The sequence below is a fragment of the Curvibacter sp. GW821-FHT09D12 genome (assembly GCF_059416245.1).
Window position 1 is genome coordinate 292502 of the sequence record NZ_JBWKOU010000003.1, and the last position, 24428, is coordinate 316929.

A 24428-nucleotide genomic window follows, 5' to 3' on the forward strand; every position below is an offset into this window, starting at 1 on the left:
TCACTCGATGACGGCACAGGCCGATACTTCAGCGAAATTTCAGCGCATATTTCAGCGCATATTTCAGCGCAGGTGGCCCCAGAACAGCAGGGCATCGCGCTCGTCCACCGACAGCGACACGGGCGCGCCCACCGGCAGCAAGACCTTGGTGGCCACATGACCATGCGGCAGGCCGGTCAGCACCGGCACCTTCAGCTGGCTGCGCAGCCACTGCACCACCGAGTCGAGCTTGAAACCCTTGTCATGGGGCGTCAATTTGTACTCATTGAACTGGCCCAGCACGATGGCCTTCTGGCGGGCCAGCAGCCCGGCATGCAGCCACTGGGTGAGCAAGCGCTCCAGACGGTAGGGGTGTTCGCCGATGTCTTCGAAAAACAGCACCCCGCCCTTGACGTCAGGCAGGTAGGGGGTGCCGATCAGGCTGGACAGCACCGCCAGGTTGCCGCCCCACAGGGTGCCCTGCTTGACCGTGAAGGGCTTTTGCACCGGTGCGGTGGCCGCGGCGGCCGTGCCTTTGCGGGGGCGTGGCAACTCCCAGCCGGCCCCCTCGCCATGGCCGCTGAACAGGTCGTCCAGGCAGGCCAACATGATGTCGTCGGGCTCTTCTTCGGTGCCCAGGTCGGCCCCCAAGGCCGGGCCGGCCCAGGTGATGGCGCCCGTCTTGGCCAACACGGCATTCTGGAAAGCGGTGAAATCGCTGATGCCGACAAATTCGGTGCCGCGCTCAACGGCTTTGGCAATCGCCTTGTAGGGCAGTTGGGGCAGCAGCCGTGTGAGGCCATAGCCGCCACGCGAGATCAGCGCGATGTCGGCACCGCTGGCGGCCGCCCGGCCAATGGCGGCAAGACGGGTGTCGTCATCACCCGCAAAACGGGTGTGGCTCGCCAGGGCATCGGGGTCGATCTCCACTTCATGGCCCATGGCCCGCAACCGGGCGACCCCACGGCGAAAGGCTGCCTTGTCGCGCACCGCGCTCGAAGGCGAATAGATGTAGATGTGCTTGGGGCCGTGGTCGTGCCCACAGGCCGCGTGGTCGTGATCGTCGAAGTCTGACAAAGTGCTTGTCCGCCGGCCTGGGGGCCGCGGCTCCTTGGTTGTGCGGGGCCTGCAGCCACCGCGGTTCATGGCTTGAAGTATTCCACAGCCCGGCGGGCAATCGGCTCACCGTGCTCCTGAACAAAATGCCCGGCCTCTGGCAATACCCAGGGCTCGGGGCATGCCCGTATCTGCTCACGCAGGCGCTGCATCACCGGCAGGCCCAGCACGGGGTCGGCTGCCCCCACCACCAGCAGGCTGCGACCGGCCCACTCTTGCTGCCAGAAATCCCGGGCCTGGCGCGACAGCGCGGCCCCAGCCGACCCGGGGTGCTCGGGCACCATGGGTGGGAAGGCCTGCAGCGCAGCGCGATGCCCTCGATCGGGAAACGGCGCGTTGTAGGCCGCGCACTCCTCGGTGCTGAGCGCGGGCACAGCCCGTGCCATCAGGCGCCCCACGTCGAACAAAGGCTTGCTGCGGCACATCTCGCGCCAAGCCAGAAAGCCTGGGGACAAGGGCTCCTCACCGGTGGCGAGCAGGGTGTTCATGGCCAGCAGGCCCTGGTAGCGCGAGGGCTCGGCCATGGGCAGGGTCAGGCCCAGAATGCCGCCCCAGTCCTGCACCACCAGCACCACGCGTTGCAGATCCAGGCGCTGCACCAATTCGAGCAGCACCTGGCGATGCCAGTCGAATTGGTGAACAGCCGGCTTCTTGGGCTTGTCGCTGCGGCCGAAGCCCGGCATGTCGGGGGCCACCACCCGGTGCCCGGCGGCCAGCCACACCGGCAGCATGTGACGGTACAGGTAACTCCAGCCCGGGTTGCCATGCAGACACAGCCAGGTGATGGGCGCGTCGACAGGCCCCTCGTCCAGGTAATGCAGCCGCAATCCGGCCAGGGCCGGCAGATCGCTCAGGTACCGGGGCGCCCAAGGGTAGCCGGGCAGCGCGGCAAAGGCATTGTCGGGTGCGCGCACCGCGTCGTCACGCAGCGGGTGGGCCGCTCTGGCCTGCTCACGCTGGGTCGCTCGCCGGGCCTGAAAAAAATGCTGCAGAGCCAGGCTGCAATCGTGCTCGGCCACGCCACCCTGCACCGTGGTCTGATGGTTGAGCTGGGCTTGCCCGAACAGATTGAGGACCGAACCCGCCGCCCCGGTCTTGGGCTCGGCAGCACCAAAGACCACGCGGGCCAGACGGGCCTGCAGCAGGGCCCCGCTGCACATGGCACAGGGCTCCAGCGTGACGTACAGGCTGCAGCCGTCGAGACGGTAATTGCCCAGGGCCGCACCGGCCTCGCGCAGCGCCACGATCTCGGCATGGGCACTGGGGTCGTGCCGCGCAATGGTCTGGTTGTGGCCGCGACCGATCACACGCCCCGCCTTGACCACCACCGCGCCCACCGGGACCTCACCCGCGGCCGCCGCCAGTCGGGCTTCGGCCAAGGCCAATTGCATGAAGGCGTGGTCCATCGCGGATTGCGGGTCCGGTAGCGGGGTATCAGAAGCCGTCAACATGGTGTGCTCAATTCTCGTCGGGCATGGGCCGCGGCTTTTGCATCAGGGCGTCAACCGCCTCCTTGGTCTGCTGGGGCAGTTGGTTCAGGGGCACCGCCGCAGGCGGCGCACCGGCAGAACCGCTGGCCGCCGCCGGTAACGCGGGCCTGACCAGGGGCGGTGGCGCCACGGCGCTGCCCAGTTGCCGCTTCACCAGCAGGCCCGTGATGACCAGGGCCAGCACCAATCCGATCAAACCGATTCCACCACGCATCACAGATTCTCCTGAGGGACCAGGCCCAGACGTTGCATCCATTGAGCCAGGCCACGCGCAGCGTCGTTGTCGGCGCTGCGGTAGGCCTCGTACATGGCGGCGTGGGATTCGGGCCGGTGCTGGTTGAGTTTGAGCTTGCACTGCAGCGACTCGACACGGAGCTCGAATGCCACGATGCCGCGCAGCATGCCTTGGCGCCAATCGGCGTCCAGCCCGTGCCACTGCGCAGCGTAGCCCGGCTCGTGATCGGCGATCAACTGCTTGAGCAAGGCGTCTTTGGCCTCGGCCTCGTCGAGCAGCCGGGCCTGCACGGTCGCATGCACCGCCAGGTAGTTCCAGGTGGGCACTCGCGCCAGATCGGGGTAGACCGCCGGCGATAGATAGGCCTGCGGCCCCATGAAGGTCAGCACCGCACGCGGGCGCTGTTGCAGGTAGCGCCAGTGCGGGTTGGCCCGGGCACAGTGTCCCAGCAGCAGCGCCGGGCCCCCTGCCCCGTCCTCGGCTGCCAAATGCAAAGGCAGATGGGTGACATAGGGCAGACCGTCATCGTCGTTCGAGATCAGGCTGGCCAGGGGGTGCTCGCGCATCAGCGCGTGGGCCAGCGCCGGGTCCGAGCCGTCGAATTGCGGGGGCAGGTACATCGAATGAGCCTCTCTGCGTCAGAGCGTGACAAGTTCGATATTGTGTGCCAGACCGCCTGCTCTATGGCGCTATGGCGCTATGGCGCCCCCTGGGCACTGCCGCCCAGAGCCAGGTACAGGGTGACCTGGTTCTTGAGTTGCGAGAGCTGATTCTGCGCCCAGGCGGTTTCGGCGGTGCGGCGGGTCTCCTGGGCATCCAGCCACAGGTTCAGGGCCACTGACCCCTGGCGGTAGCGCACCTCGTACAGCTGTTCGCTGCGCCGGCTGGCGGCCAGCGAGCCGGCCAGCAGTTCGCCCTGCCGGGCCAGGGCACTGCGGTTGCTCAGGGCGTTTTCGACATCGCCCAGGGCCGAATAAAGCGTCTGGCGGAAGCTGACGACCGCACTCTCGTACTGGGTGCGGGCAATGGCGTTGTTCAGCTTCATGGTGTTGACCTGCAGGAACGGCAGGGTCACACCGGCGCCCAGCAAGGCATAGGGATTGGACAAAGCCTGCCCCAAAGCCAGGCTGCTGCTGCCCAGGGCCCCGGTGAGGGTGAGCGCAGGGTAGTAGCTGGCGGCGGTGGCATCGGCGCTGGCCAGGGTCTCACGCAGGCGCAGCTCGGCCGCACGCAGGTCGGGGCGTCGACCCAGCAATTGGGCCGGCAGCCCGGGCGCCACCTCGGGCATGGCCTGCAGCGGCAAGCGCTGCGGCTCGGTACCCAACCAGGGCTGCAAGGCCGTGTCGCTCGGCGCCACATCCAACAACAGGGCCAGGGTGGTGCGGGCGCTCAGCCGCTGCTGCTGCAGGTCGGCCAGCGTGGCCTTCTGGCTCAGCACCGTGGCCTCAGCCTGACTGATCTCCAGGGCCGACACCGCACCGGCCCGGTATTGAGCCTGGACCAGGTCTCGGGTCTTTTCGGCGTAGGCCACGCTTTGCTCACCGGTGCTGATGCGCTGGTTCAGGTAGGCCAGTTGCCAGTAGGCCTGCAGCACGCTGCCGATCAGGCTCAGGCGGGTGGCCTGGCGATCCTGCTCGGTGGCCAGCGACTCCCAGCGCGACACATCGCTCAAGCTGCCCAGGCGGTTCCACAAATCGGCCTCGTAACTGACTGAGACGCTGGCGCCGCTGCTGCGGGTGCTGGCCCCGCCGTCCAGCGGCTTCTGGCCCTGGGTGCTGACGCTGCCTGCGAGGGTGGGCCAGCGGTTGCGTTCCGCCAGTTCGGCCTGCAGCCGCGCCTTGCGCACCTTGAGGGCCGCCACGGCCAGATCGTTGTTGCGGCTCAGGGCCGCCTCGACCAGGGTGTTGAGCTGCGGGTCGCCAAAGGCGCCCCACCAGGTATCAGGCCCATCGGCGGGGGCCGTCACCACGGCGCCTGGGTGTGACCAGGCGCCGGGCACGGCCACCTGGGGCGCCTGGTAAGGGGTGCGCACCGAGCTGCAGGCCCCGAGCAACAAGCCCTGTGCCAGGGCCAGTGCCAAAGCAAGCGGCAGCGCAAGTCGATGCGGGGCCGGTGTCTTGGGCTTTGAAAAAGGAAGGTCCATCATGAAATCGTTGCGCCACAGCGCCTTGTGTCCAGGGGCGTCCATTTCGGGTCGATCACGGGTCAGTCCTGGGTCAATCACGGGCCAGGGCCTCGACAGGGTTGAGCCGGGCCGCGCTGCGCGCCGGCAGGAAGCCGAACACCACCCCGATGAGGGTTGAGCACAGAAAGGCCGCCCCCATGGCCGAGGTGGAGAACGCCAGCGTGAAGTTGTTGCTGAAGTGCTTGAATAGGGCCCCGAAGCCCAAAGCCAGCGAGATGCCCAGCACACCGCCCAACAGGCAAACCAGCACGGCTTCGATCAGGAACTGCTGTTGAATATCGCTTTGCCGTGCCCCCACCGCCATGCGCACGCCGATTTCGCCGGTGCGCTCGGTGACGCTCACCAGCATGATGTTCATCACGCCGATGCCGCCCACCACCAGCGAAATGACGGCAATCGACGACACCAGCAACGTGAGCGTGCGGGTGGTGCTTTCAATGGTCTGACGGATGCTGTCGGTGTTGAGCACATAGAAATCCACCCGGCCGTGACGGCGCTCCATCAATTGGTTGATGCCCTGCTCGGCGGCGGCCATCGAGGTGCGATCGTCCACCCGCACCGTGATGCTGCGCAGGTAGCCCTGTCCGATCAGGCGGCGCATGGCCGTGGTGTAAGGCACGAAGACATTGAGGGTCTCCATGTTGGGGCCGAACCCCCCTTCCTTTTTGGCGGTGACGCCCACCACATAGACCGGCATGCTGCCCAGCAACAACACCTGGCCCACCGGGTTGGTGTTGGGGAACAGTTTCTTGCGGGCGTTCTCATCGATCACCGCCACCTGGCCGTAGGCCTGCACGGCGGCTTCACTGAAGGCCGTGCCGCCGGCCATCTCCAGGCCTTTGACCCGGAAATACTGCTCGCCCACGCCCGTGACCTGCACCGAGGCATCGATGTTGGCATACCGCGCCGTGACCGAGGCTTGCACATTGGGGGTGACGCTGTCGACGTAGCTCTGCTCTTTGAGCGCATCCGCATCGGCCGGACTCAGGGTCTGGATGCGGGCGGCCCGCGGGTCGCCGAACCCGGTGCCCGAGTACACATCGATGGTGTTGGTGCCAATGGAGCTGATGTTGGCCAACACCTTCTGGCGCGAGCCCTCCCCCAGAGCCACCACCGACACCACCGAGGCAATGCCGATGATGATGCCCAGCATGGTCAGCAAGGTGCGCAGGCGGTGCGCATTCATGGCCAGCAAGGCCATGCGGAAGGCTTCACCCAGCCGGTCTGCCCAGCGGCTCAGGGCGGTCCAGGGCCCAGTCCGGCCAGCGGCCTTGGGGCGGAGGATCACCGCGTCACCCGCCGAGGCGGGCGTCAAGGGTTGGCTTGGGACGTTGCTGCGGTCGGAGACCACCTCGCCATCGCGCAGTTCAACAATGCGCTGGGCATGGCTGGCCACCTGCATGTCGTGTGTGACCAGGATGATGGTGTGGCCCATCGCATGCAATTCAGCCAGGATCTTCATCACCTCGGCGCCGGACTGGGTGTCCAGCGCCCCGGTGGGCTCGTCCGCCAGGATGACGCTGCCACCGTTCATCAGGGCTCGGGCGATCGACACCCGCTGCTGCTGGCCACCCGACAGCTTGCCCGGCACATGCGAGGTGCGTCCGCCCAGGCCCAGGCGCTCCAGCAGGGCCAGGGCGCGGGCCCGGCGCTCACGCGCTCCTGAGCCGGCATAGATCGCGGGCACCTCCACATTGCCGGCGGCCGACAGGTCGCCCAGCAGGTGATAGCGCTGGAAGATGAAGCCAAAATGCTCGCGCCGCAGCGCGGCCAGTTCGTCAGCCTGCAGGCTGCCCACTTCGCGACCATTGATCTGGTAGCTGCCCCGGCTGGGCTGGTCCAGGCAGCCGATCAGGTTCATCAAGGTGGACTTGCCGGAACCCGACTGGCCCACGATGGCGATCATCTCGCCGGCGGCCACATCGAGGCGGATGTCCTTGAGCACGGCCAGCGGGCTGTCACCGACCAGGAACTCGCGCCACACCCCCTGCAATGACAGCAGGGGCTGGGCGGGATCTGAAGCCGAGGCGGGGGCCGCGCCGCCCGGTGTTGGGTGCGCGCTCATGTCAGAACCCACCCGGTGGCGGGCGCATGCTGCGCGATTCGCCCGAGGCCGACGGGGCCCCGGCAGCATTGCCCAGCACCACCTTCTCACCCTCTTTCAGGCCGTCCAGGACCTCCACCGTCACGTTGTTGTTGATGCCCACGTGCACGGTGCGCGGCTGCAACTGCCCGTCGCCGCCCAGCACGCTGACCCGGTAACTGCCGTCGCGCTGGCGGGCACTGAGAGCGCCCACAGGCATCGTCAGCGCGTTCTTGGCCTGACCGCGCACGATGTAGACCATGGCGGTCATCGAGATGCGCAGCTTGTTGTCGGGGTTGGGCACGTCAAACAGGCCGTTGTAGTAGATGGCCGTGGCGCTGCTGGTGGAGGTCGAGCTGGAACTGCTGCTGGAGGAACTGCTGGTGGTGGAGGTGCTGATGCTGTCGGTGGCCGGCTCGATGGTGCGCAAGGTGGCGTCGTAGCGCTTTTGCGGTTCGCCAAGAATCGTGAAGTACACCCGCTGTCCCGGTTTGACCGAGGTGACATCGGCCTCTGAGATCGAGGCCTTGACGGTCATGGTGTCGACCTTGGCCACGATGATGATGGTGGGGGTGGACTGGTTGGCGTTGACGGTGGTGCCTTCTTCGGTCACCAGGGCCACCACCTGCCCATCAATGGGCGACACGATGCGGGTGTAGCCCAGGTTGACGCGGGCCGTGTCCACCGCCACCTTGGCCTGGTCCACCTGGGCGCGCAGCGCCTCCACGCTGGCCCGGCTGGTCTTTTCGGTGGCCAGAGCGGCCTCCAGATCGGCCTGTGAACTTGCCTCGGAAGCCCGCATCTGCTGCTGCCGCTTCAGGGCCAGTTCGGCCTGCGTGAGGGTGGCCTCGGCAGAGCGCAGCTGCGCCTGCACATTGGCCAGGGCAGCCTCGTTGTTGCGCAAGGTGTTCTGCTGGGTGAGCGAGTCGATCTCGGCCACCAGATCACCTTTGTGAACGATGTCACCCAAGGCCACCTTGAGCGACTTGACCTGGCCCGACACCTGGGCCCCCACACTGACCTGCTTGAAGGCCTTGAGCGTGCCATTGGCGAGCACGGTGTCTTCGATGTCGGCCCGAGCCACCGGGGCGGTGATGTAGGCGGGGGCCGGCGGCGGCGCGAAGAAGGTCTTCTTGCCCACCACCAGGGCGATGGCCAATACCCCGACCGCGATCCCTGGACGGATCAGGCGTTTGAATTCAATGTTCATGAAAAATCTGAGGCTTGCAAGTCGCCCAGTTTGCCAGCCCCGCATGACACCAGCGCTTGCGCAGCGTCACAGGAAGGTAAAGCGAGCCCGCCCCCATCCGGTTTCAGGCCCGGCCCGTCAAAGGCCGAACAGAGCCCGCAGTGCCCCATCGTCCATGCCCTCCACCGCCACCCGCTTGGTGCGCCCACTGCTGCCCAGCTCGATGGTGACGGCCGATTTGGACACCCCGCAGCGTTGCGCAACGAAGGCGATCAGCGCCTTGTTGGCCTCGCCGTCCACCGGCGGCGCCTTCAGCTGGATCTTGGGCTTGCCGTCATGGGTGCCCATCAGCTGGGTTTGCTTGGCGCCGGGTTGGCAGTAGAGAACGATCTTGGCCATGGAGGAAAAACGATCAAGGACAGGGAAAGCGGCCTTGGACGGCCCCCAGCATGGCAGGGATGATAGAACGCGGCCACCGCTGTTTCAGTAAGATGACGCTCGCCTGCCCTGCCCCACACCCCCTTGATGACCCCCAGCGCCAGTTTTCCGATCCGCACCGAATGCCCGCCCGGCGCCTGCGTCTGTGACCGTGACGCCCTGCTGCAAAACCCCAGCGGTGACTTGCGCGTGCTGCGCCTGACGCGTGAAGAGGAAAAGCGCCTGCTGCAGCGGCTGGAAAACCTGGCCAGCCTCAGCGACCTGCGCCGCCTCGAAGAGCGCCTGGAAGAGCAGCTTGGCATTCGCCTGACCATCAGCACCAGCCCCAACGAGGTGCGCACCCTGCGCGGCATCACCATCCTGGTCCACGAGCAACCTGGCCTGTGCAAGAAAACCCGCCAGGCCATCCCCGCCGCCATCAAGAAAAGCCTGGAGCAACGGCCTGAGATCGCGTTCGAGTTGCTGGATGAGGGGGGATTGTTTGGGGGAGGATGAGTCGGCGCATTCGGCCTCTGTGCCCTTCCGTATGGACTCGGTCGGGTCACCGCGAGCGCAAGGCCGAACGACGACTGAAAGCGGTCTCGCAACGACTCAGCACCTCCTCGGCCAGGTCGGGCAACGCGGACGAAGGCATTTCCCGAGGCCTGGAGTCGAACACCGCCTGAGCCGGCCGCAAAAGATCGCCTGGGTCCTGATGCCAGTCGAGCACCGCCCAACCCGAGGCCACCGTTCCCTTTTAGCCCTCCCGACGGATCTGGCCCACCCTGACATGCCCCTCGATCACCTGATTGCGGGCTCGGCTGCGGACACGATCTTTCAGTCAAAACGACAGCCGGAGCCCTGAACAAGGAAGTCGGCAACCCTCATGCCTCTATGTGTCGGTAGCTTGACAGAAAGTGCCCCCCTCGCGTCCTAGAGTAGGCAGCCATCGGCAATCTAGTCGTGACAGACGTGATGAAGGGAACCTGTTCATGAAGCAAAAACAATGGCCAGTCGCCAGCGGCGTGAGAGCGCTCGGCTCCGCTGCGTGGGCGCAATTGGCGGTGCAAATGTTGGGTGTGCTGGCCAACGCTTCGACCTCCATCGCCAACATGGCCATGTTGGCCATACGAGCCCAAAGCGGTGATGGCGTGCGGTCACTGGCCGTGGGCCTGCGTCACACCTTCTAACGTCGCCATGAACAACCGAGCCCTGGCAGGATTTCTCTGACCGTGGGCTGCCGGAGGGCTCGGACTGATTCCCCCCCCTGTCTGTTCTCCAAAGAGGTCACAATGAACATATCTCCAATTGGCGCGGCACTGCTCTGGAGTTGCGCCGCAGGTGCAGGCGCTGCGCCCGCGAACGACGGCTATCCGAGTCGTCCGGTGCGGATCGTCGTGCAGTACCAGGCTGGCGGCGCAACCGACACCTTGGCGCGGATCCTCACAGAAGCTCTGGGCAAGCGGCTTCATCAGCCTTTTGTGGTCGACAACCGCAGCGGTGCCACAGGCATCATCGGCAGCGACCATGTGGCCAAGAGTGCTGCCGATGGTTACACGCTGCTCCTGACCACGCCAGCGGCCATCAGCACCAACCTGGTCCTCTACAAGAAGCTACCCTACGACCCGCGCACTGACCTGCGCATGATCTCGGATGTCGTCAGACCCTCTTTGGTACTTGCGGTCAATCCGTCGGTACCGGCGCGAGACTTCAGGACGCTGATTGAGGCCATACGGCGGTCTCCCGGCAACTATGCGATGGGATCTTGGGGCGCTGGCACTTTGCCCCATCAAATTCAGGTGTACATGGACAAAACCTATGGCCTGCAAACTCTGCACGTCGCCTATAAAGGTGAAAGTCCGATGTCCGCAGACCTGATCAGCGGCGTCGTCCAGATCACCTTGGGCTCCGCCGCCACCCTCAAGCCCTTCATCAACACCGGCAAGTTGCGAGCCCTGGCGGTGGTGGGCAACCACCGCGCTCAAGGCCTGCCCCAGGTTCCAACCTTCAGCGAGCAGGGCTACAAAGATGCTGTCTACAGCAACACGGGTGCCATATCGCTGATGGCTCCCGCCCGGACACCCGACTTCATTGTTCAACGCGTGGCTCATGAGCTTGCCGCCGTGATGCGTGAGCCCTGGGTCCGCGAACGCGTCGAGAGCCTGGGGCTTGAGCCGGTTGGGAATACGCCCGCCGAGGCCACAGCCGCCTACGCGAGTTTTCTCCCCGTTGCCCTCGACCTGGCCCGCTCCACCGGCGTGAGCTTGGATTGACCCGGTTTTCAGCACCAAGCCCCCCCGGCGAATGCACCCCGCTCCCCGCCGCGCGCTGCCTGAGTCACCTTGTGGGTCTGATGGGTTGCACTGCCGCGGGCAGCGGCGCCAACCGGCCTGAGCACCGTGCCGGCACGGGTACCGACGCCAAAGAAAAAGGAATCAGCATGACCACCAAAGACGACACCCCTTCCATCCTGTTCATGGGCACCGGCAGCGAAACTGTGGCGCCAGGCCTGCACATCCTGCATGGCCAAGGCCAGTCTTTTGTGGCCGAGACCGATGTCGGTCTGGTCGTCATCGATGCGGGCCCTGGTGGCCCGGTGACCGAGAGCATGATCGCCAGTCTGCGCCAGATCAGCAGGTCTCCTGTGCATGCGCTGTGCTACAGCCATGGGCACATGGGCTACAACGCAGGCGTGGCCACCTGGCTGGCCCATGCAGCAGAACGGGGTGATGCAGCCCCACGGTTGATCGCACACGACAACCTCCCACGCCGGTACGCCCGCTACCGGGAGACTCTGGCACTGCAACATCGCATGGCGGAAGTTCAGTTCAACCGATCGCCCGGCTTCTTTGATCATCGGATCGACTTGCATGAGCCGACAGAGACCTTCGCGGATCGCCTCATCCTCGGCAACGATGAGCAGCGCATCGAACTTTTTTGGGCACCATCAGAAACCGATGATGCGATTGCTCTGTGGTGCCCTGCCCACCGTGTGCTTTACGGGGGCGCTGCATTGCTGAATTCCATCCCCAACATCGGCACGCCTTTTCGCACCCAACGGGACACGGCTCGCTGGGCCAATACGCTGGAAGCCATGGCCGCACTCCGTCCACTCAAGGCCGTGCGCGAGTTCGGCCCCGTGATCGAGGGTGAGGAGTCCGTGCAGCAGGTACTGGGCCACACGGCACGCACGCTGCGTTGGCTGCGATCCGAAGTGGTGAGACTGATGAACGAGGGCTTGAACGAACAACAGGTGCTCGCAGCCATCCGGTACCCTCAAGAGCTCTTCTGTGTGCCATGGATGCAGCCAAGCTATGGCGACCCCAGCTACATCGTGCGCGACATTTATCGCTCCGAGAACGGCTGGTGGGACCGCAACCCGACCTCCTTGCATCCGGCAGCGCCCGAAGCCGTTGCGACCGCCGTGGCGGAAGCCATCACCGACAAAAGCGCCTTGATCAAGCATGCCCAAACACTGGGCGATTCAGGGCAGCATCAATTGGCGCTCCATGTGATCGACCTGCTGGCCCTGTCAGACAGCGACGCACCCGATATCACCCTGGCCCGAAAACTCAAGGCAAGCTTGTTGCGGCAACGCGCAACCCAGGTTGAGAGCTTTGTCTCTCAAAATCTCTACCGCGTGAGTGCCGACATGATCGAGCAATCCACATCATGCCGGTTCGGAATTCACTGAGGCAAAACGTGCCCTCATGGGAACCCTGGCACGATGCATGAAAACAGGCGCGTCAAACCGTTGACCCTGTGCCTTGAAACCCCTTCACAGTGCGCGTGCCTGGATTTCAAAGGCTGGCAGGCCTGCACCCTACTCGCTGCGCGGAAGTTCGTGGTGAGCGAGGCTGGCTGTCAGCACCTCGCCTCATCGGGCACCAACGATCCGAGCCAGCGTTTCCTCCAGTAGGCTCCGGTCCGCCAGACGCTTGGCGTCGGTGCGCTGAGCCAGGTTGTGTAGCTTGCGCCGCACAGCCGGCAAATCGACCGCATGTGGAAGCCCAATGAGATCGAAGTCCGGCTGCTGATCTTCAATGGATCGTAGGAACGCACATGATGGCTCATCAAGCCAACTGGCGACACGCGCCAACAGGCGTTCACGAATGCCCAGCAAGACTTCGGCTTCAATGGGCTCTGCCGTCATGCCCTTGAAGTGCACCTCGAAGGTAGCCGAGAAATCCGCTGGCACGCGAGGTGCCAGCATCTCCCAAGCAGGCTTGGGGCTACAGGTCAGATAGACGAGGAAAGTCCGCCAGAGTACCTGATCAGCTCGTTTGTCTTCCAGCAACAAGCCAACATCGAAAAGATCGCGCGGATGCTGCCGCGAGAGTGCCGCTGCCAGCTTGCCGGCGTAGAGATCAGCAAAGTCCAACACCTGCACCGAGGCGAAACCGAACGCGTCCTCCACCCTTGGGCGTACCACCATGTTGCGTACTGGATGCACCGCCCCCCGCATGACCGGGGTTGTCTCGATCTGCACACGCGCACGACCGCGACTGGCCACCAACCGCGTAACGCCTGAGCCTTCGCCTGCAGACAACTGCACCTGCAACTGCAGGGGCCGGGTGCGCAGCCTGTCGGCCAGTCGCCCAAGCGCTTCGGCGATCAGCTTCGCATCCTCGGCATAGCCATGTACCGGCAACCAAGCCAGATCAATGTCCACCGACAAGCGTGGCAGGTCGTGCTCGAACAGATTGATTGCCGTGCCGCCCTTGAGCGCAAAACGCGGTTCCTGCGCCAGTAGCGGCAGGATCTCGACCAGCAGCCGGACCCGGTCGGTATAGCGGCGATCCCAGTGATCAAGCCAGGTGTTCATCGAGGTCTGCCGGCAAGGTGATCTGATAGGTCGGATGCAGGCGGCCGCCAGGCACCAGTGCGCGCTTTCCCCGGCCCAGATCAACCCCCTCCAGCGACACGTGCGACAGCCACGCATGCCGGTGGCGCTGGGCCAGCGCCAGAAACACCCGTTTGGCCTTGATGCTGCAACAGTGGCGCAACAGCAGGCCAACCCGCTGCGGCCGCAGCGTCGTCATGGCCTGCATCAGCGCATCGGCCTCGTAGACCCACGTTGCGCCTGCGATGCCATCGCACAGCTCCAGCATGGCCCGCTCGGGCGTAGAGCAGACCAAGGCATCGGTGCCTGGCGCCGCCTGGTACCAGGCCAGCCCTTGTTCGGACAGCGTGTTCTCAGACACCTCCGATATGAACGACAAGGATGACAGATCGAACGCCCCTCTGCCCAAGAACTCGAAACGCTGCTCCAACGGGAGCTTGTAGAGCCAACCCGGTGACCGCTCCGGCCCATACAACGTGATTGCTCCTGCGTCGCCCAGACGCAGGTAGTGCTCGTGCCCCTGCAGGCTTAGAGCGAATCGGCCGCCGACATGCAGTGGCATCCCCTCGCCAACCTGCAAGCTGCGAACCACCCCCTCCCACTGCAGGTGGCCACCCTTGCGCATGTAAACGCCGCGTACAGGTGACACCAGCCAGCCGCTGCTCACATAACGCGCGACGAGGCTGTTGGAGTAGCCGTGCGCTCGCAGCCAGCGGCTCGATATCAGGCGTGTGTCGCCAAGCTCGGCCAGCAGCAGGTTCAGCTTCCCTTTTTTTTGATCACTCATGATGCTCAAAATACAGCTTTTATAAACTCTTGCCAAGGCCTGAAGGTTTGGTTTAAGATGAAAAAGATCACTATAAGTAATCTTTTTACGACAAAAATAAACCACGCGCCGGGCATCGGTGGCACATTCAGAGAGAGCTGTCATGCCGTTCTCCCTTCACAATGCCGCGCTGCAGACGGACACCACCACGTATTCAGAAAGCGGCTTCGGCACATGGGTTCGCCTGTCAATCCAGGCATCTACCATATCCGCCCACTCCGCAGCATATGGCGCCGCTGCTCGGCGTACTCGGCCGTGTTGCGGATCGAACGCGAGGAACAGCAGTCCTCGTGGGCGAGCGGCAGGTCGTCGGCCTTGGTGCGCTCGGACACGATCTGGGTCACTCGGCTGAGCGTCGCCTTGGACATGCGGCGGTCAGGCGGCGTTTCTCCCGCAGCTTCTCCAGCGCGGGAGACTTGCCCTGCGCGACGGCCTTCTTGGCGGCGATCACGCTTTTCACGGGCCATCACCAGCGAAATATTGGGGCTTGAGATTGCGTATTGCTGGGTCGGTCAGCAGCGAGGTCGTTCTCCTGTTTCGTGACGGCTTTCACTGCCAACGATCAGGAGGCCTGCTGACGCCGGGAAAGCCGCCTCAAACAAGCTTTCCCAATAAGACCTTTACCGTGAAACACGGGTTGGGTCTGGATAGTGAACTGGCAGGCCTTGATCCGGCCCTCGGTTCTTGCCGCCAGTTCCACCGCCAACCTTTTCTGCTGGCCGGCGATAACAACCGATAGCTGCCGTGACGTATTCTTTTTTAAATCAATACGTTACGGCAGTTTCTCGATCATCTGAGATAGTCCCAGAAGGACCTGATTTCACTCCCACTCGATCGTCGCTGGCGGCTTGGAGCTCACGTCGTAGGTGACGCGGTTGATGCCACGCACCTCGTTGATGATTCGGCTGGAGACCTTCTTCAGCAACGCGTAGGGCAGCTCGGCCCAGTCAGCGGTCATGAAGTCGCTGGTCTGCACGGCGCGCAGGGCCACCACGTAGTCGTAGGTGCGGCCATCGCCCATCACGCCCACGCTCTTGACCGGCAGGAAGACGGTGAATGCCTGGCTGGTGAGGTCGTACCAGGTCTTGCCGGTGGCCTCGTCACGGAAGTTGCGCAGCTCTTCGATGAAGATGGCGTCGGCGCGGCGCAGCAGGTCGGCGTATTCCTTCTTGACCTCGCCCAGGATGCGCACCCCCAGGCCGGGGCCCGGGAAGGGATGGCGGTAGACCATTTCGTGAGGCAGGCCCAGGGCGACGCCCAGCTCGCGCACTTCGTCCTTGAACAGCTCGCGCAGGGGCTCCAGCAGCTTCAGGCCCAGTTGCTCGGGCAGGCCGCCCACGTTGTGGTGGCTCTTGATGGTGACGGCCTTCTTGCTCTTGGCACCGCCCGACTCGATCACGTCGGGGTAGATGGTGCCCTGGGCCAGGAAGGTGGCGCCCTTGTGGCCGCCATTGCCGGCCTTGAGCTTGGCCGCTTCGGACTTGAAGACTTCGACAAACTCGCGACCAATGATCTTTCGCTTGGCTTCGGGCTCGCTGACGCCGGCCAATTGCCCCAGGAACAGGTCGGAGGCATCCACACGGATCACCTTGGCGTGGAGCTTGCCTTCAAACATCTCCATCACCATGTCGCCCTCGTTCAGGCGCAGCAGACCGTGGTCGACGAACACACAGGTCAGTTGGTCGCCGATGGCGCGGTGGATCAGCGCGGCGGCCACGCTGGAGTCCACGCCACCCGACAGGCCCAGGATCACCTCTTCGTCGCCCACCTGCTGGCGGATCTTTTCGACCGCCTCACTGATGTAGTCGCCCATGATCCAATCCGGCGAGACGCCGCAGATGCCCAGCACAAAGCGCTGCAACAAGGCCGGGCCTTGTTTGGTGTGCGTGACTTCGGGGTGGAACTGCACGGCGTAGAAGCGACGGTCTTCGTCGGCCATGCCGGCGATGGGGCAGCTGTCGGTGCTGGCCATGAGCTTGAAGCCCGGGGGCAGCTCGGTGACCTTGTCGCCGTGGCTCATCCACACGTCGAGCATGCCATGGCCTTCGTCGGTGACGAAGTCCTGGATGCCTTCGAGCAGACGGGTATGCCCGCGGGCGCGCACCGCGGCAAAGCCGAATTCACGCTTGTGGCCGCCTTCGACCTTGCCGCCCAACTGGTGCGCCATGGCTTGCATGCCATAGCAGATGCCCAACACCGGAATCCCCAGCTCGAACACGGCCTGAGGCGCCTTGTCGGTGGTTTCTTCATAGACGCTGGCATGGCTGCCGGACAGGATCACGCCCTTGAGCTGGCCATCGGCCGCGTATTGGCGAATCCACTCGTCAGACACGTCGCAGGGATGAACCTCGCAGAACACATGGGCTTCGCGCACGCGACGTGCGATCAGCTGGGTGACCTGGGAGCCGAAGTCGAGGATGAGGATTTTCTGGTGTTGCATCGCAGGGGCTTCGCTTACTCGGCGCGGTAGTTGGGCGCTTCTTTGGTGATCTGCACGTCGTGCACGTGGCTTTCGCGGATGCCGGCCGAGGTGATCTCGACGAATTCGGCACGCTCATGCATTTCGGCAATGGTGCCGCAACCGCAGTAGCCCATGGAGGCCCGGATGCCGCCCGCCATCTGGTACACGATGGAGACCATGGAGCCCTTGTAGGGCACACGGCCTTCGATGCCTTCGGGCACCAGCTTGTCGGCATTCGGGTTGCCGGTGCTGGACTCCTGGAAGTAGCGGTCGGCACTGCCTTGTTGCATGGCGCCGATGCTGCCCATGCCGCGGTAGCTCTTGTAGCTGCGGCCCTGGAACAGGATCACTTCGCCCGGGGCTTCTTCGGTGCCCGCAAACATGCCGCCCATCATCACGGTGGAGGCGCCTGCCGCCAAAGCCTTGGCGATGTCACCGCTGTAACGAATGCCACCGTCGCCGATCAGGGGCACACCGGTGCCTTTCAGCGCACTGGCCACGTTGTCGATGGCCATGATCTGGGGCACACCCACGCCGGCCACGATGCGGGTGGTGCAGATCGAGCCGGGGCCGATACCGACCTTGACCGCATCGGCACCGGCTTCCACCAGGGCCAGCGCCGCAGCGCCGGTGGCGATGTTGCCACCAATGACTTCGATCTGGGGGTAGTTCTGCTTGACCCAGCGCACGCGCTCGATCACACCCTTGCTATGGCCGTGGGCGGTGTCGACCACGATGGCATCGACGCCGGCCCGGACCAGGGCTTCAACGCGTTCTTCGGTGCCCTCACCCACGCCGACGGCAGCGCCCACCCGCAGACGGCCCGAGGGATCGCGTGCGGCATTGGGGAAGCTGGTCTGTTTGGTGATGTCTTTGACAGTGATCAGGCCCTTGAGCTCAAAGGCGTCATTGACCACCATCAGGCGCTCCAGGCGGTGCTTGTTCAGCAGGGCCTTGGCCTCTTCGGCGGTGGCGCCCTCTTTGACCGTGATGAGTTTCTCGCGCGGCGTCATGATCTGCGAGACCTTGACGTCGTAGCGGGTTTCAAAACGCAGGTCACGGCCGGTCACGATGCCCACCACCTTGCCACCGTCGCACACCGGGAAACCCGAGATGCCCAGTTGCTCGGACAGCTGCATCACCTGCAGCACGGTGTGCTCCGGGGTGATGACCACCGGATCGCGCAACACGCCGGATTCGTAGCGCTTGACCTTGGCCACCTGAGCGGCCTGCTCTTGCGCAGTGAGGTTCTTGTGGACGATCCCGATGCCCCCTTCCTGGGCGATCGCGATCGCCAGGCGGGCTTCCGTCACCGTGTCCATGGCGGCAGACACCAAGGGCAGGTTCAGGGTAATGTTTCGGGTGAATTTCGTGGCGAGGGAAGTGTCCTTTGGCAGGACTTGGGAGTACGCTGGCACCAACAACACATCGTCGAAGGTGAGCGCTTTTCCGAGAAGGCGCATGTCAAAGCTCCAAAAGAAGGATTGTAGCCGTGTCGGGGACCCTTGACCGGCTGGCCCCTCACAACCTGCTTTTGGCGGACTGTCGCGGGACAATGGCCGCAGGATAAACTCAGGCCATGAGATCACTTTTGCTGCTGCTTTCTGCCGCCCTGCTGATGGCGGCGACCCCTGCTTTTGCCCAATGGATGTGGCTGGACAAGGATGGCCGCAAAGTGTTCAGCGATCGGGCCCCGCCACCCGAGGTGCCGGCCAAGAGCATCCTGAAGCAGCCTGGCATGCCGGCGCGTTCCGCAGGCGATGCCTCGGGGGGCAACGACGCGGCAAATGGCGCTCGCAGCGACACGCCGGACGCCCCCAAACCCGCCGCCAACCCTGGCAAGAGCAATCTGGACAAGGCCGTCGAAGAGCGCAAGCGCCAGGCCGAAGCGGCAGAAAACGAGAAAAAGAAAGCAGAAGAGGCACGCATTGCCAGCCAAAAGGCCGACAACTGCGCGCGGGCCCGCCAGAACATGGCCACCCTGCAATCAGGCATCCGACTGGCGCAGGTCAACGAAAACGGCGAGCGGGTCATTCTGGACGACAGTGCCCGCAACGCCGAAGTCACCCGTGCTCAGGCCACGATCGACTCGGATTGCCGCTGACTGGCTGGCACCCAGCGCCGGCAGCGGCGGGGCCAGCCCGCCTCAGGCGCCGTAACCGGCCGCAGCCCCTGGCCGGCGCCGGGCGAACAGACCGGTGCCCCGTGCACCTTGCTTGGCAAAGCGCTCGCGCCGCGCGACCTTGGGGTCGACCACCAGGGCGCGACACAGCTCGACCCGGTCACCCTCCCGCAGGGGCTGATCCCAGCCAGCCCGCCGCCCCCAGACACTGACGGTGTAGTGGTTCAGATCGATGCCCTCGCCGGCTTCCAGCCATCCCGAGGCACGAAGCGCCTGCATGACCGTGACGGGCGCAGGCAGCCTCAGTGCCTGCTCGAGCACCTGACGAGGCGCCGGGGCCATCGCCACGGTGAGGGTCAGCAACGGGGTGGACTCAGCCATACACCTGCTCAGCCCGTTTGACGAAAGCATCCACCAGGCTGCCGGCAATCTTGTCGAAAACCGGCCCGACCAGCGCGCCAAGCGCCTTGTTGGAAAAACCATAGCTCAGCACCAGCTCAACACGACAGGCGCGCTGCGTGCCATCACCCACCGGCAAAAATTGCCAGGTGCCTTCGAGCTTGGAAAAAGGCCCCTTCACCAGTTTCATGCCCACCTCGCGGCCTTCCACATGGGTGTTTTCAGTGACGAAGGTCTGACGGATGCCGCTGAAGGCGATGCCCACCTCGGCCGTCATACCGCCCTCTTGCTTGGCCAGGACCTGGGCGTGGTCGCACCAAGGCAGAAATTGGGGGTATTGCGCCACATCGGTGACCAGCTTGAACATTTCCTGCGGGCTGTACCAGATCAGGACGGACTTGTTGACGGTTTTCATGAATTTGCGGGCCAGCCCGCAACTCGGCGCCCCACAGGCACCGGGGCGCCTAAAATCTTGGGTTCAGGCGAAACGGATTGTAGTGAGTGGCTGCCGCCTTTTGGCCGCAAGCCGCGGCGATGGCAGGGTCGGGATGGCCCGGCTCTTTCAATCTCTTGTTGCCGCCCCATCTGGACACCATGGCGAAAAAACCCGAAACCTCTACCCGCATTGCCGACAACAAGAAGGCCGCGTTCAATTATTTCTTCGAAGAGCGCTTCGAGGCGGGCATGGTGCTGCAAGGCTGGGAGGTCAAGGCCGCCCGCGAAGGCAAAGTCCAGCTCACCGACGGCTATGTCGTGATCCGTGATGGCGAGCTGTATGTGCTGGGCTGCATGATCAACCCGCTGAGATCAGCCTCCACCCACGTCAGCCCGGACTCCATCCGCACCAAAAAGCTGCTGATGAAGAAAGACGAAATCAAGCGCCTGATCGGCAAGGTGGAACAAAAAGGCTACACCCTGGTGCCGATCAACCTGCATTGGAAGAACGGCAAGATCAAGTGCGAAGTGGCTCTGGCCAAGGGCAAGGCCGAGCACGACAAGCGCGACACCATCAAGGACCGCGAGGGCAAGCGTGAGGTGGAGCGGGCCATGAAGAGCCGCAACCGCTGACCCTGAAATTTTTTTCAGCGTCACGGAATATTCCGGGCTCGCGACGTGTTCACCCACTTGCAGACCCCCTGCATACCCAGGAGAACACCATGACCCCCTTGAATTTTTCGCGTTCGGCGCTTGTCGCCACTCTGTTGGCCACTGCTTTGCTGGGCGGGTGCGCCTCGATGAGCTCGCCTCCCCTGCCCGCCACGGTGTCGGGCGATGCGCTGGTGGGCCCCAGCGGCATGACGCTTTACGTGTTTGACCGAGACACCGCCGGCTCAGGCAAATCGATGTGCAACGGTCCTTGCGCCACCAACTGGCCGCCTCTGAAGGCCAGCGCCACCGACAAGGCCCGCGGCGACTACAGCGTGCTCACCCGCGATGATGGCCAACTGCAGTGGGCCTTCAAAGGCAAGCCGCTGTACCACTGGGCCAAAGACAGCAAGCCGGGCGACCGCACGGGCGACGGTTTCAATCAGGTCTGGCACACGGCCCGCCCCTGATCGTCTCAAACCATGAATGCCACGGCGCTCAGCGAACACATTCCCCGCCTGCGGCGCTATGCCCGCTCGCTGACGGGTGACCGCTGGGCTGCCGACGATCTGGTGCAAGACACCCTGGAACGAGCCTGCAGCAAGTGGCGACTGTGGCTGCCCGGCACCGACCTGCTGGCCTGGTTGTTCACGCTGATGCACAACGTGTTCATCAACCAGTTGCGCCGGCCAGCCCTGCACATCGTGAGCGACAGCCCCGGGCAGGACGATCTGAGCGGCTCGGCGCTGGACCGCGTGGCCGCCCCCGTCTCGGGCCATGAGCAGGCCATGGACTTGCAGCGCTGCCTGCTGCGGCTGCCACACGAGCAACGGGAAACCCTGCTGCTGGTCAGCCTGGAAGACCTCAGCTATGAACAGGTGGCGCACATCACCGGCGTGCCTGTGGGCACCGTGATGTCACGCCTGTCGCGCGGCCGGGCGCGACTGCGGGAATTGCTCGAAGCCCCGGCACGGCCCCAGGCCGCGGTACCAGCCCAGACGCCGGACACCACGGGCAAGGTGCACCCGATTGCCCGGCAACGGCCTCATTGAGGCCCCCACAGCCCATCCAGCCATGCCTGACAACACCCCACACCCCTCTCAGGGCCAGCCGCCGAACCTGCCGCCCGATGACGTTCTGCAGGCCTTGATCGACCAACGCCTGGGCCCTGCCGATAGCGCCGCCGCCTGGCAGGCCCTGGCTCGCGAGCCGGCCCGGACTGCCGAGGTGCAGGCCCAGCAGGCCGATCGGCTGGCCCTGCAGGCGCTGCATGCCGAGGTGCTTGAAGAACCCATCCCCACCGTGTTGCAGGCGACGCTGGAGCGCGCCGGCAGACGACAGCAGCACTGGCACAGCGCTGCCCGATGGTCTGCCATGGCCGCGGCCGTGTTGCTCACGTTTGGTGCAGGCTGGTGGAGCCGGGGCCTGCAAGCCCCTGGCCAGAACCTGGCGCTGGATCGCGCGCCTGGCCACCAGTTCTCGGCGCAGGCCAGCGTGGCCCATGCGGTGTATGCCCCCGAACAGAAACACCCTGTGGAGGTGGATGCCAGCCAACAACAACATCTGGTGCAGTGGCTCTCCAAGCGGCTGGGACGCCCACTCAAACTGCCCGACCTGCAAACCAAAGGGTATGCCCTGGTCGGGGGCAGATTGCTGCCCGGCGACACCGGTGCGCGTGCCCAGTTCATGTACCAGGATGGGCAAGGGCATCGGCTCACGCTGTACCTGGGTGCCCTGCCCCCATCGCCAGCGCAGGGCACAGGGACAGGCCAAACTCAGGCCGGAGCCGCCCCGCTGGCGGGGTTCAGTTTCAGCCAGGAGGGGCCGGTGCCCTCTTTCTATTGGGTCGAGGGCGATTTCGGCTATGCCCTGCAGGCCGATCTGCCACGCCAAGTCTTGCTGGACCTGGCGTTGGCCGTCTACAAGCAGCTCTGAGGCCGCGTCAAAGACCTCGGGGCTCAGCCCTTCAGGTCACGCAAGGGGTGCTCGGACGCCGACCAGGGGCTGCTGAAGAACTGAGCCACCAGATCCGCAGGCACGTCTTCGACCCGGCTGGGGTTCCAGCGTGGCTGGTGGTCCTTGTCCACGGCCAGCGCACGGATGCCCTCCACCGTCTCGCTTTGGCCAGGGCGCAGGTGAAAGCAGCGGTGCACCATGTCTCGTTCCATGCGCAGGTCTTGCGCCAGGTCCAGGCTGCGGGCGCGCCGGATCTGCTCCAGCACCACATGCAGCATCAAAGGGGAACGCTTGCGCAAGGTGGCCGCCGTGTGACGGGCCCAGTCGTCGCCAGAAGCCGCCAGCGAGGCCACGATGGTGCTGGCATCCGCCAGGGCGAAATGCTGGTCCACCGCAGCGCGGTGGGCTTGCTCTGCCGCTGGTGGCTGAACCCATTGGGTCTGCAAAAAGGCCTGCAGCGCCTCGGTCGTGGCCCATTCACCGCTGGCCAGGGCCTCCCACAGGCCGGCCTGCCGCTCTGCGGGCAGGTAGTGGTCTGCCAGCCCATATACCAAGGCGTCCGCGGCACCGATGGCATCCCCCGTCAAGGCCAGCCATTCGCCCACGCGGCCAGGGCAGCGCGACAGAAAGTAGCCGCCCCCCACGTCCGGGAACAGGCCGATGTTGGTCTCGGGCATGGCCATCTTGGTGCGCTCGGTCACGATGCGCACGCTGCCGCCCTGGCTGATGCCCATGCCACCACCCATGACGATGCCATCCATGAAGGCGATGTAGGGCTTGGGGTAGGCATGGATCAGGTGGTTGAGCGCGTACTCTTCGGTGAAGAAGGCTTCCAGATCCGGATCAGCCGTTGTTCCGGCCTGGTGCAGAAAACGGATGTCGCCACCGGCACAGAACGCCCCGAAAGCGCCCTCCTTGTTGCAGCCACGGATCGCGACAGCCAGCACGGCCGGGTCTTGCGCCCAGGCCTGCAAGGCCACCGTCAGGTCACGCACCATGCCCAAAGAGAGCGCATTCAGCGCCCGAGGCCGGTTCAGCGTGATCAGACCAACGCGGCCACACACCTCGGTCACCACGTCGCCATTGAAAATACTCATGCGTTTTGCTCCTTCCAACCTAATAGTTCGTTGAATACCAGGGCCCCGATCACCAGAGCCCCGCCGGCCAGCACTTGCGGTGCGGGCCGCTCTCCGGCCCCAAGCCAGGCCAGCAGAATGCCGAAAATCACCTCCAGCAGGGCCAGCAAGGCCACCTCGGGGGCCTTCAGGACCCGCGCGCAGCGCACCGCCAGCACACAGGGAATCGCCAGCTGAACCACCCCCAGCAGGGCCAGCCAGCCCAGATCCGAGCCACTGGCCTGAAAGGGAAACGCCAGCGGCAAGGTGGTCAGGACCGAAATCAATGCGCCGATCAGCACGGAGGGCACCAGATCGATGGTGTGACCCTGGGCATGGGAGCGCTGAACGACGGTCCAATTGATCGAACCCGCCAGCGGTACACACAAAGCAACCAGGGTACCGACCCAGGGAGCATGGCCCAATTGGCTGCCATACATCCAGGCGATGCCCAGCCCGGCCACCACGATGGCCAGCCAGGTCCGTGTAGCGATGCGATGTCCCAGAAACACCCGCGCAATCAAGGCCGTGAACAAGGGCCCCAAGGCCATGGTGACCAGTACGTTGGCCACCGTGGTCAGCATGATGGCCACCATGAAGGCTGTGAACATCACACTCCAGCACACCCCCGATACCCACAGCGCCCGCCCACCATGGCGCATGTTGGCGTACACGGCGCGCCCCTGCACCAGAGGCAGGATCAGCAACAAGGCCAGCACATTGAACAGGCTGCGCCAGAAGGTGACCTCAAAACTCTGGGCATGGTCGAGTTGACGCGTCACGACGCCTGCAATCGACCACATCAGGGTCACGGCCACCATCAGAATGACCGCTCGGGAATGGGAAAGTCGCATCACAAAGAAAGAAAAGCCGGGCCCCTCATGGGGCCCGGACAAGGGGACTGACCCGGCGCATCGGGCCAAATT

Annotated in this window: 26 protein-coding genes; 9 read left to right on the top strand and 17 right to left on the bottom strand. The window is 64.6% G+C overall.

Translation table 11 applies throughout. The annotated features are described in order from the left end of the window. Positions 1-63: 63 nt before the first annotated feature. The 8 genes from AC07PT_RS06180 to AC07PT_RS06215 all read right to left on the bottom strand — a co-directional run bounded on the left by AC07PT_RS06180 (position 64) and on the right by AC07PT_RS06215 (position 8676). The gene (locus AC07PT_RS06180; RefSeq protein WP_494656141.1) at positions 64-1056 is read right to left on the bottom strand and encodes an LD-carboxypeptidase; all 993 of its coding nucleotides are present in this window, start codon (positions 1054-1056) and stop codon (positions 64-66) included. 65 nt (positions 1057-1121) lie between these two features. After that, positions 1122-2546, bottom strand: a complete 1425-nt coding sequence (gene tadA, locus AC07PT_RS06185) for a tRNA adenosine(34) deaminase TadA (RefSeq protein ID WP_494656142.1) — start codon at positions 2544-2546, stop codon at positions 1122-1124. A gap of 7 nt (positions 2547-2553) precedes the next feature. Then, positions 2554-2799, bottom strand: coding sequence for a hypothetical protein (locus AC07PT_RS06190; protein ID WP_494656143.1), 246 nt, complete (start codon positions 2797-2799; stop codon positions 2554-2556). Then, positions 2799-3440 (bottom strand): FMN-binding negative transcriptional regulator, encoded by a 642-nt coding sequence (locus AC07PT_RS06195; protein WP_492345557.1) that lies wholly within the window; start codon positions 3438-3440, stop codon positions 2799-2801. The genes AC07PT_RS06190 and AC07PT_RS06195 overlap by 1 nt, the downstream gene beginning before the upstream one ends. Before the next feature lie 77 nt (positions 3441-3517). Next, complete coding sequence (locus AC07PT_RS06200; RefSeq protein ID WP_494656279.1) at positions 3518-4966, bottom strand: efflux transporter outer membrane subunit; 1449 nt, start codon at positions 4964-4966, stop codon at positions 3518-3520. 70 nt (positions 4967-5036) lie between these two features. Further along, positions 5037-7070 carry a MacB family efflux pump subunit gene (locus AC07PT_RS06205; protein WP_494656144.1) on the bottom strand — a complete coding sequence of 678 codons (2034 nt, stop codon included), beginning with the start codon at positions 7068-7070 and terminating at the stop codon, positions 5037-5039. Between the two features lies 1 nt (position 7071). Further along, complete coding sequence (locus AC07PT_RS06210) at positions 7072-8298, bottom strand: efflux RND transporter periplasmic adaptor subunit (RefSeq protein WP_494656145.1); 1227 nt, start codon at positions 8296-8298, stop codon at positions 7072-7074. 117 nt (positions 8299-8415) lie between these two features. Continuing rightward, positions 8416-8676 carry a DUF167 domain-containing protein gene (locus AC07PT_RS06215; RefSeq protein ID WP_494656146.1) on the bottom strand — a complete coding sequence of 87 codons (261 nt, stop codon included), beginning with the start codon at positions 8674-8676 and terminating at the stop codon, positions 8416-8418. Positions 8677-8802: 126 nt separating this feature from the next. Here AC07PT_RS06215 and AC07PT_RS06220 point away from each other — a divergent pair, with 126 nt between their 5' ends. The 4 genes from AC07PT_RS06220 (at position 8803) to AC07PT_RS06235 (ending at position 12388) form a co-directional block, all read left to right on the top strand. Beyond that, positions 8803-9210, top strand: coding sequence for a hypothetical protein (locus AC07PT_RS06220; protein ID WP_492345561.1), 408 nt, complete (start codon positions 8803-8805; stop codon positions 9208-9210). A 476-nt stretch (positions 9211-9686) separates the two neighbouring features. Continuing rightward, positions 9687-9884, top strand: a complete 198-nt coding sequence (locus AC07PT_RS06225; protein WP_494656147.1) for a hypothetical protein — start codon at positions 9687-9689, stop codon at positions 9882-9884. Between the two features lie 102 nt (positions 9885-9986). After that, entirely contained in the window at positions 9987-10967 is a 981-nt protein-coding gene (locus AC07PT_RS06230) for a Bug family tripartite tricarboxylate transporter substrate binding protein (protein ID WP_494656148.1), read from the top strand. Positions 10968-11134: 167 nt separating this feature from the next. Further along, the gene (locus AC07PT_RS06235; protein WP_494656149.1) at positions 11135-12388 is read left to right on the top strand and encodes an alkyl sulfatase dimerization domain-containing protein; all 1254 of its coding nucleotides are present in this window, start codon (positions 11135-11137) and stop codon (positions 12386-12388) included. Between the two features lie 183 nt (positions 12389-12571). Here AC07PT_RS06235 and AC07PT_RS06240 read toward each other — a convergent pair whose 3' ends face one another. The 5 genes from AC07PT_RS06240 to guaB all read right to left on the bottom strand — a co-directional run bounded on the left by AC07PT_RS06240 (position 12572) and on the right by guaB (position 18287). After that, positions 12572-13519 (bottom strand): nucleotidyl transferase AbiEii/AbiGii toxin family protein, encoded by a 948-nt coding sequence (locus AC07PT_RS06240; protein ID WP_494656150.1) that lies wholly within the window; start codon positions 13517-13519, stop codon positions 12572-12574. Continuing rightward, positions 13503-14324, bottom strand: a complete 822-nt coding sequence (locus AC07PT_RS06245) for a type IV toxin-antitoxin system AbiEi family antitoxin domain-containing protein (protein ID WP_494656280.1) — start codon at positions 14322-14324, stop codon at positions 13503-13505. The genes AC07PT_RS06240 and AC07PT_RS06245 overlap by 17 nt, the downstream gene beginning before the upstream one ends. Positions 14325-14563: 239 nt before the next feature. Continuing rightward, entirely contained in the window at positions 14564-14731 is a 168-nt protein-coding gene (locus tag AC07PT_RS06250; RefSeq protein ID WP_494656151.1) for a hypothetical protein, read from the bottom strand. 452 nt (positions 14732-15183) lie between these two features. Then, on the bottom strand, positions 15184-16803 hold the full coding sequence (gene guaA / locus AC07PT_RS06255) for a glutamine-hydrolyzing GMP synthase (protein ID WP_492349010.1): 1620 nt from the start codon (positions 16801-16803) through the stop codon (positions 15184-15186). Between the two features lie 14 nt (positions 16804-16817). After that, a complete protein-coding gene (gene guaB, locus AC07PT_RS06260) occupies positions 16818-18287 on the bottom strand; it encodes an IMP dehydrogenase (RefSeq protein WP_027474456.1) in 1470 nt (489 codons plus the stop codon). 116 nt (positions 18288-18403) lie between these two features. On the opposite strand from guaB, the gene AC07PT_RS06265 reads away from it, so the two are divergent. Further along, positions 18404-18928, top strand: a complete 525-nt coding sequence (locus AC07PT_RS06265; RefSeq protein WP_494656152.1) for a DUF4124 domain-containing protein — start codon at positions 18404-18406, stop codon at positions 18926-18928. Positions 18929-18970: 42 nt separating this feature from the next. Here AC07PT_RS06265 and AC07PT_RS06270 read toward each other — a convergent pair whose 3' ends face one another. Next, a complete protein-coding gene (locus AC07PT_RS06270) occupies positions 18971-19327 on the bottom strand; it encodes an RnfH family protein (protein ID WP_492349013.1) in 357 nt (118 codons plus the stop codon). Further along, positions 19320-19760, bottom strand: coding sequence for a type II toxin-antitoxin system RatA family toxin (locus AC07PT_RS06275; protein ID WP_492349014.1), 441 nt, complete (start codon positions 19758-19760; stop codon positions 19320-19322). The genes AC07PT_RS06270 and AC07PT_RS06275 overlap by 8 nt, the downstream gene beginning before the upstream one ends. Before the next feature lie 179 nt (positions 19761-19939). Between AC07PT_RS06275 and smpB the strand changes: the two genes are divergently transcribed. The 4 genes from smpB to AC07PT_RS06295 all read left to right on the top strand — a co-directional run bounded on the left by smpB (position 19940) and on the right by AC07PT_RS06295 (position 22366). Then, complete coding sequence (gene smpB, locus AC07PT_RS06280) at positions 19940-20413, top strand: SsrA-binding protein SmpB (RefSeq protein ID WP_492349015.1); 474 nt, start codon at positions 19940-19942, stop codon at positions 20411-20413. Positions 20414-20502: 89 nt separating this feature from the next. Next, positions 20503-20901, top strand: a complete 399-nt coding sequence (locus AC07PT_RS06285) for a COG4315 family predicted lipoprotein (protein WP_492349016.1) — start codon at positions 20503-20505, stop codon at positions 20899-20901. A 12-nt stretch (positions 20902-20913) separates the two neighbouring features. Continuing rightward, complete coding sequence (locus tag AC07PT_RS06290; protein WP_494656153.1) at positions 20914-21483, top strand: RNA polymerase sigma factor; 570 nt, start codon at positions 20914-20916, stop codon at positions 21481-21483. Positions 21484-21505: 22 nt separating this feature from the next. Further along, positions 21506-22366, top strand: coding sequence for an anti-sigma factor family protein (locus AC07PT_RS06295; RefSeq protein WP_494656154.1), 861 nt, complete (start codon positions 21506-21508; stop codon positions 22364-22366). A gap of 23 nt (positions 22367-22389) precedes the next feature. Here AC07PT_RS06295 and AC07PT_RS06300 read toward each other — a convergent pair whose 3' ends face one another. Next, positions 22390-23484, bottom strand: coding sequence for an enoyl-CoA hydratase/isomerase family protein (locus AC07PT_RS06300; protein WP_494656155.1), 1095 nt, complete (start codon positions 23482-23484; stop codon positions 22390-22392). Continuing rightward, a complete protein-coding gene (locus tag AC07PT_RS06305) occupies positions 23481-24356 on the bottom strand; it encodes a DMT family transporter (protein WP_492349020.1) in 876 nt (291 codons plus the stop codon). The genes AC07PT_RS06300 and AC07PT_RS06305 overlap by 4 nt, the downstream gene beginning before the upstream one ends. Between the last annotated feature and the right edge of the window lie 72 nt (positions 24357-24428).

Coding starts and splice junctions, on each gene's coding strand:
- tadA (WP_494656142.1), bottom strand. CDS start 2,546: ATGTTGACGGCTTCTGATACCCCGCTACCGGACCCGCAATCCGCGATG.
- AC07PT_RS06190 (WP_494656143.1), bottom strand. CDS start 2,799: ATGCGTGGTGGAATCGGTTTGATCGGATTGGTGCTGGCCCTGGTCATC.
- AC07PT_RS06195 (WP_492345557.1), bottom strand. CDS start 3,440: ATGTACCTGCCCCCGCAATTCGACGGCTCGGACCCGGCGCTGGCCCAC.
- AC07PT_RS06200 (WP_494656279.1), bottom strand. CDS start 4,966: ATGATGGACCTTCCTTTTTCAAAGCCCAAGACACCGGCCCCGCATCGA.
- AC07PT_RS06205 (WP_494656144.1), bottom strand. CDS start 7,070: ATGAGCGCGCACCCAACACCGGGCGGCGCGGCCCCCGCCTCGGCTTCA.
- AC07PT_RS06210 (WP_494656145.1), bottom strand. CDS start 8,298: ATGAACATTGAATTCAAACGCCTGATCCGTCCAGGGATCGCGGTCGGG.
- AC07PT_RS06215 (WP_494656146.1), bottom strand. CDS start 8,676: ATGGCCAAGATCGTTCTCTACTGCCAACCCGGCGCCAAGCAAACCCAG.
- AC07PT_RS06220 (WP_492345561.1), top strand. CDS start 8,803: ATGACCCCCAGCGCCAGTTTTCCGATCCGCACCGAATGCCCGCCCGGC.
- AC07PT_RS06225 (WP_494656147.1), top strand. CDS start 9,687: ATGAAGCAAAAACAATGGCCAGTCGCCAGCGGCGTGAGAGCGCTCGGC.
- AC07PT_RS06230 (WP_494656148.1), top strand. CDS start 9,987: ATGAACATATCTCCAATTGGCGCGGCACTGCTCTGGAGTTGCGCCGCA.
- AC07PT_RS06235 (WP_494656149.1), top strand. CDS start 11,135: ATGACCACCAAAGACGACACCCCTTCCATCCTGTTCATGGGCACCGGC.
- AC07PT_RS06240 (WP_494656150.1), bottom strand. CDS start 13,519: ATGAACACCTGGCTTGATCACTGGGATCGCCGCTATACCGACCGGGTC.
- AC07PT_RS06245 (WP_494656280.1), bottom strand. CDS start 14,324: ATGAGTGATCAAAAAAAAGGGAAGCTGAACCTGCTGCTGGCCGAGCTT.
- AC07PT_RS06250 (WP_494656151.1), bottom strand. CDS start 14,731: ATGTCCAAGGCGACGCTCAGCCGAGTGACCCAGATCGTGTCCGAGCGC.
- guaA (WP_492349010.1), bottom strand. CDS start 16,803: ATGCAACACCAGAAAATCCTCATCCTCGACTTCGGCTCCCAGGTCACC.
- guaB (WP_027474456.1), bottom strand. CDS start 18,287: ATGCGCCTTCTCGGAAAAGCGCTCACCTTCGACGATGTGTTGTTGGTG.
- AC07PT_RS06265 (WP_494656152.1), top strand. CDS start 18,404: ATGAGATCACTTTTGCTGCTGCTTTCTGCCGCCCTGCTGATGGCGGCG.
- AC07PT_RS06270 (WP_492349013.1), bottom strand. CDS start 19,327: ATGGCTGAGTCCACCCCGTTGCTGACCCTCACCGTGGCGATGGCCCCG.
- AC07PT_RS06275 (WP_492349014.1), bottom strand. CDS start 19,760: ATGAAAACCGTCAACAAGTCCGTCCTGATCTGGTACAGCCCGCAGGAA.
- smpB (WP_492349015.1), top strand. CDS start 19,940: ATGGCGAAAAAACCCGAAACCTCTACCCGCATTGCCGACAACAAGAAG.
- AC07PT_RS06285 (WP_492349016.1), top strand. CDS start 20,503: ATGACCCCCTTGAATTTTTCGCGTTCGGCGCTTGTCGCCACTCTGTTG.
- AC07PT_RS06290 (WP_494656153.1), top strand. CDS start 20,914: ATGAATGCCACGGCGCTCAGCGAACACATTCCCCGCCTGCGGCGCTAT.
- AC07PT_RS06295 (WP_494656154.1), top strand. CDS start 21,506: ATGCCTGACAACACCCCACACCCCTCTCAGGGCCAGCCGCCGAACCTG.
- AC07PT_RS06300 (WP_494656155.1), bottom strand. CDS start 23,484: ATGAGTATTTTCAATGGCGACGTGGTGACCGAGGTGTGTGGCCGCGTT.
- AC07PT_RS06305 (WP_492349020.1), bottom strand. CDS start 24,356: ATGCGACTTTCCCATTCCCGAGCGGTCATTCTGATGGTGGCCGTGACC.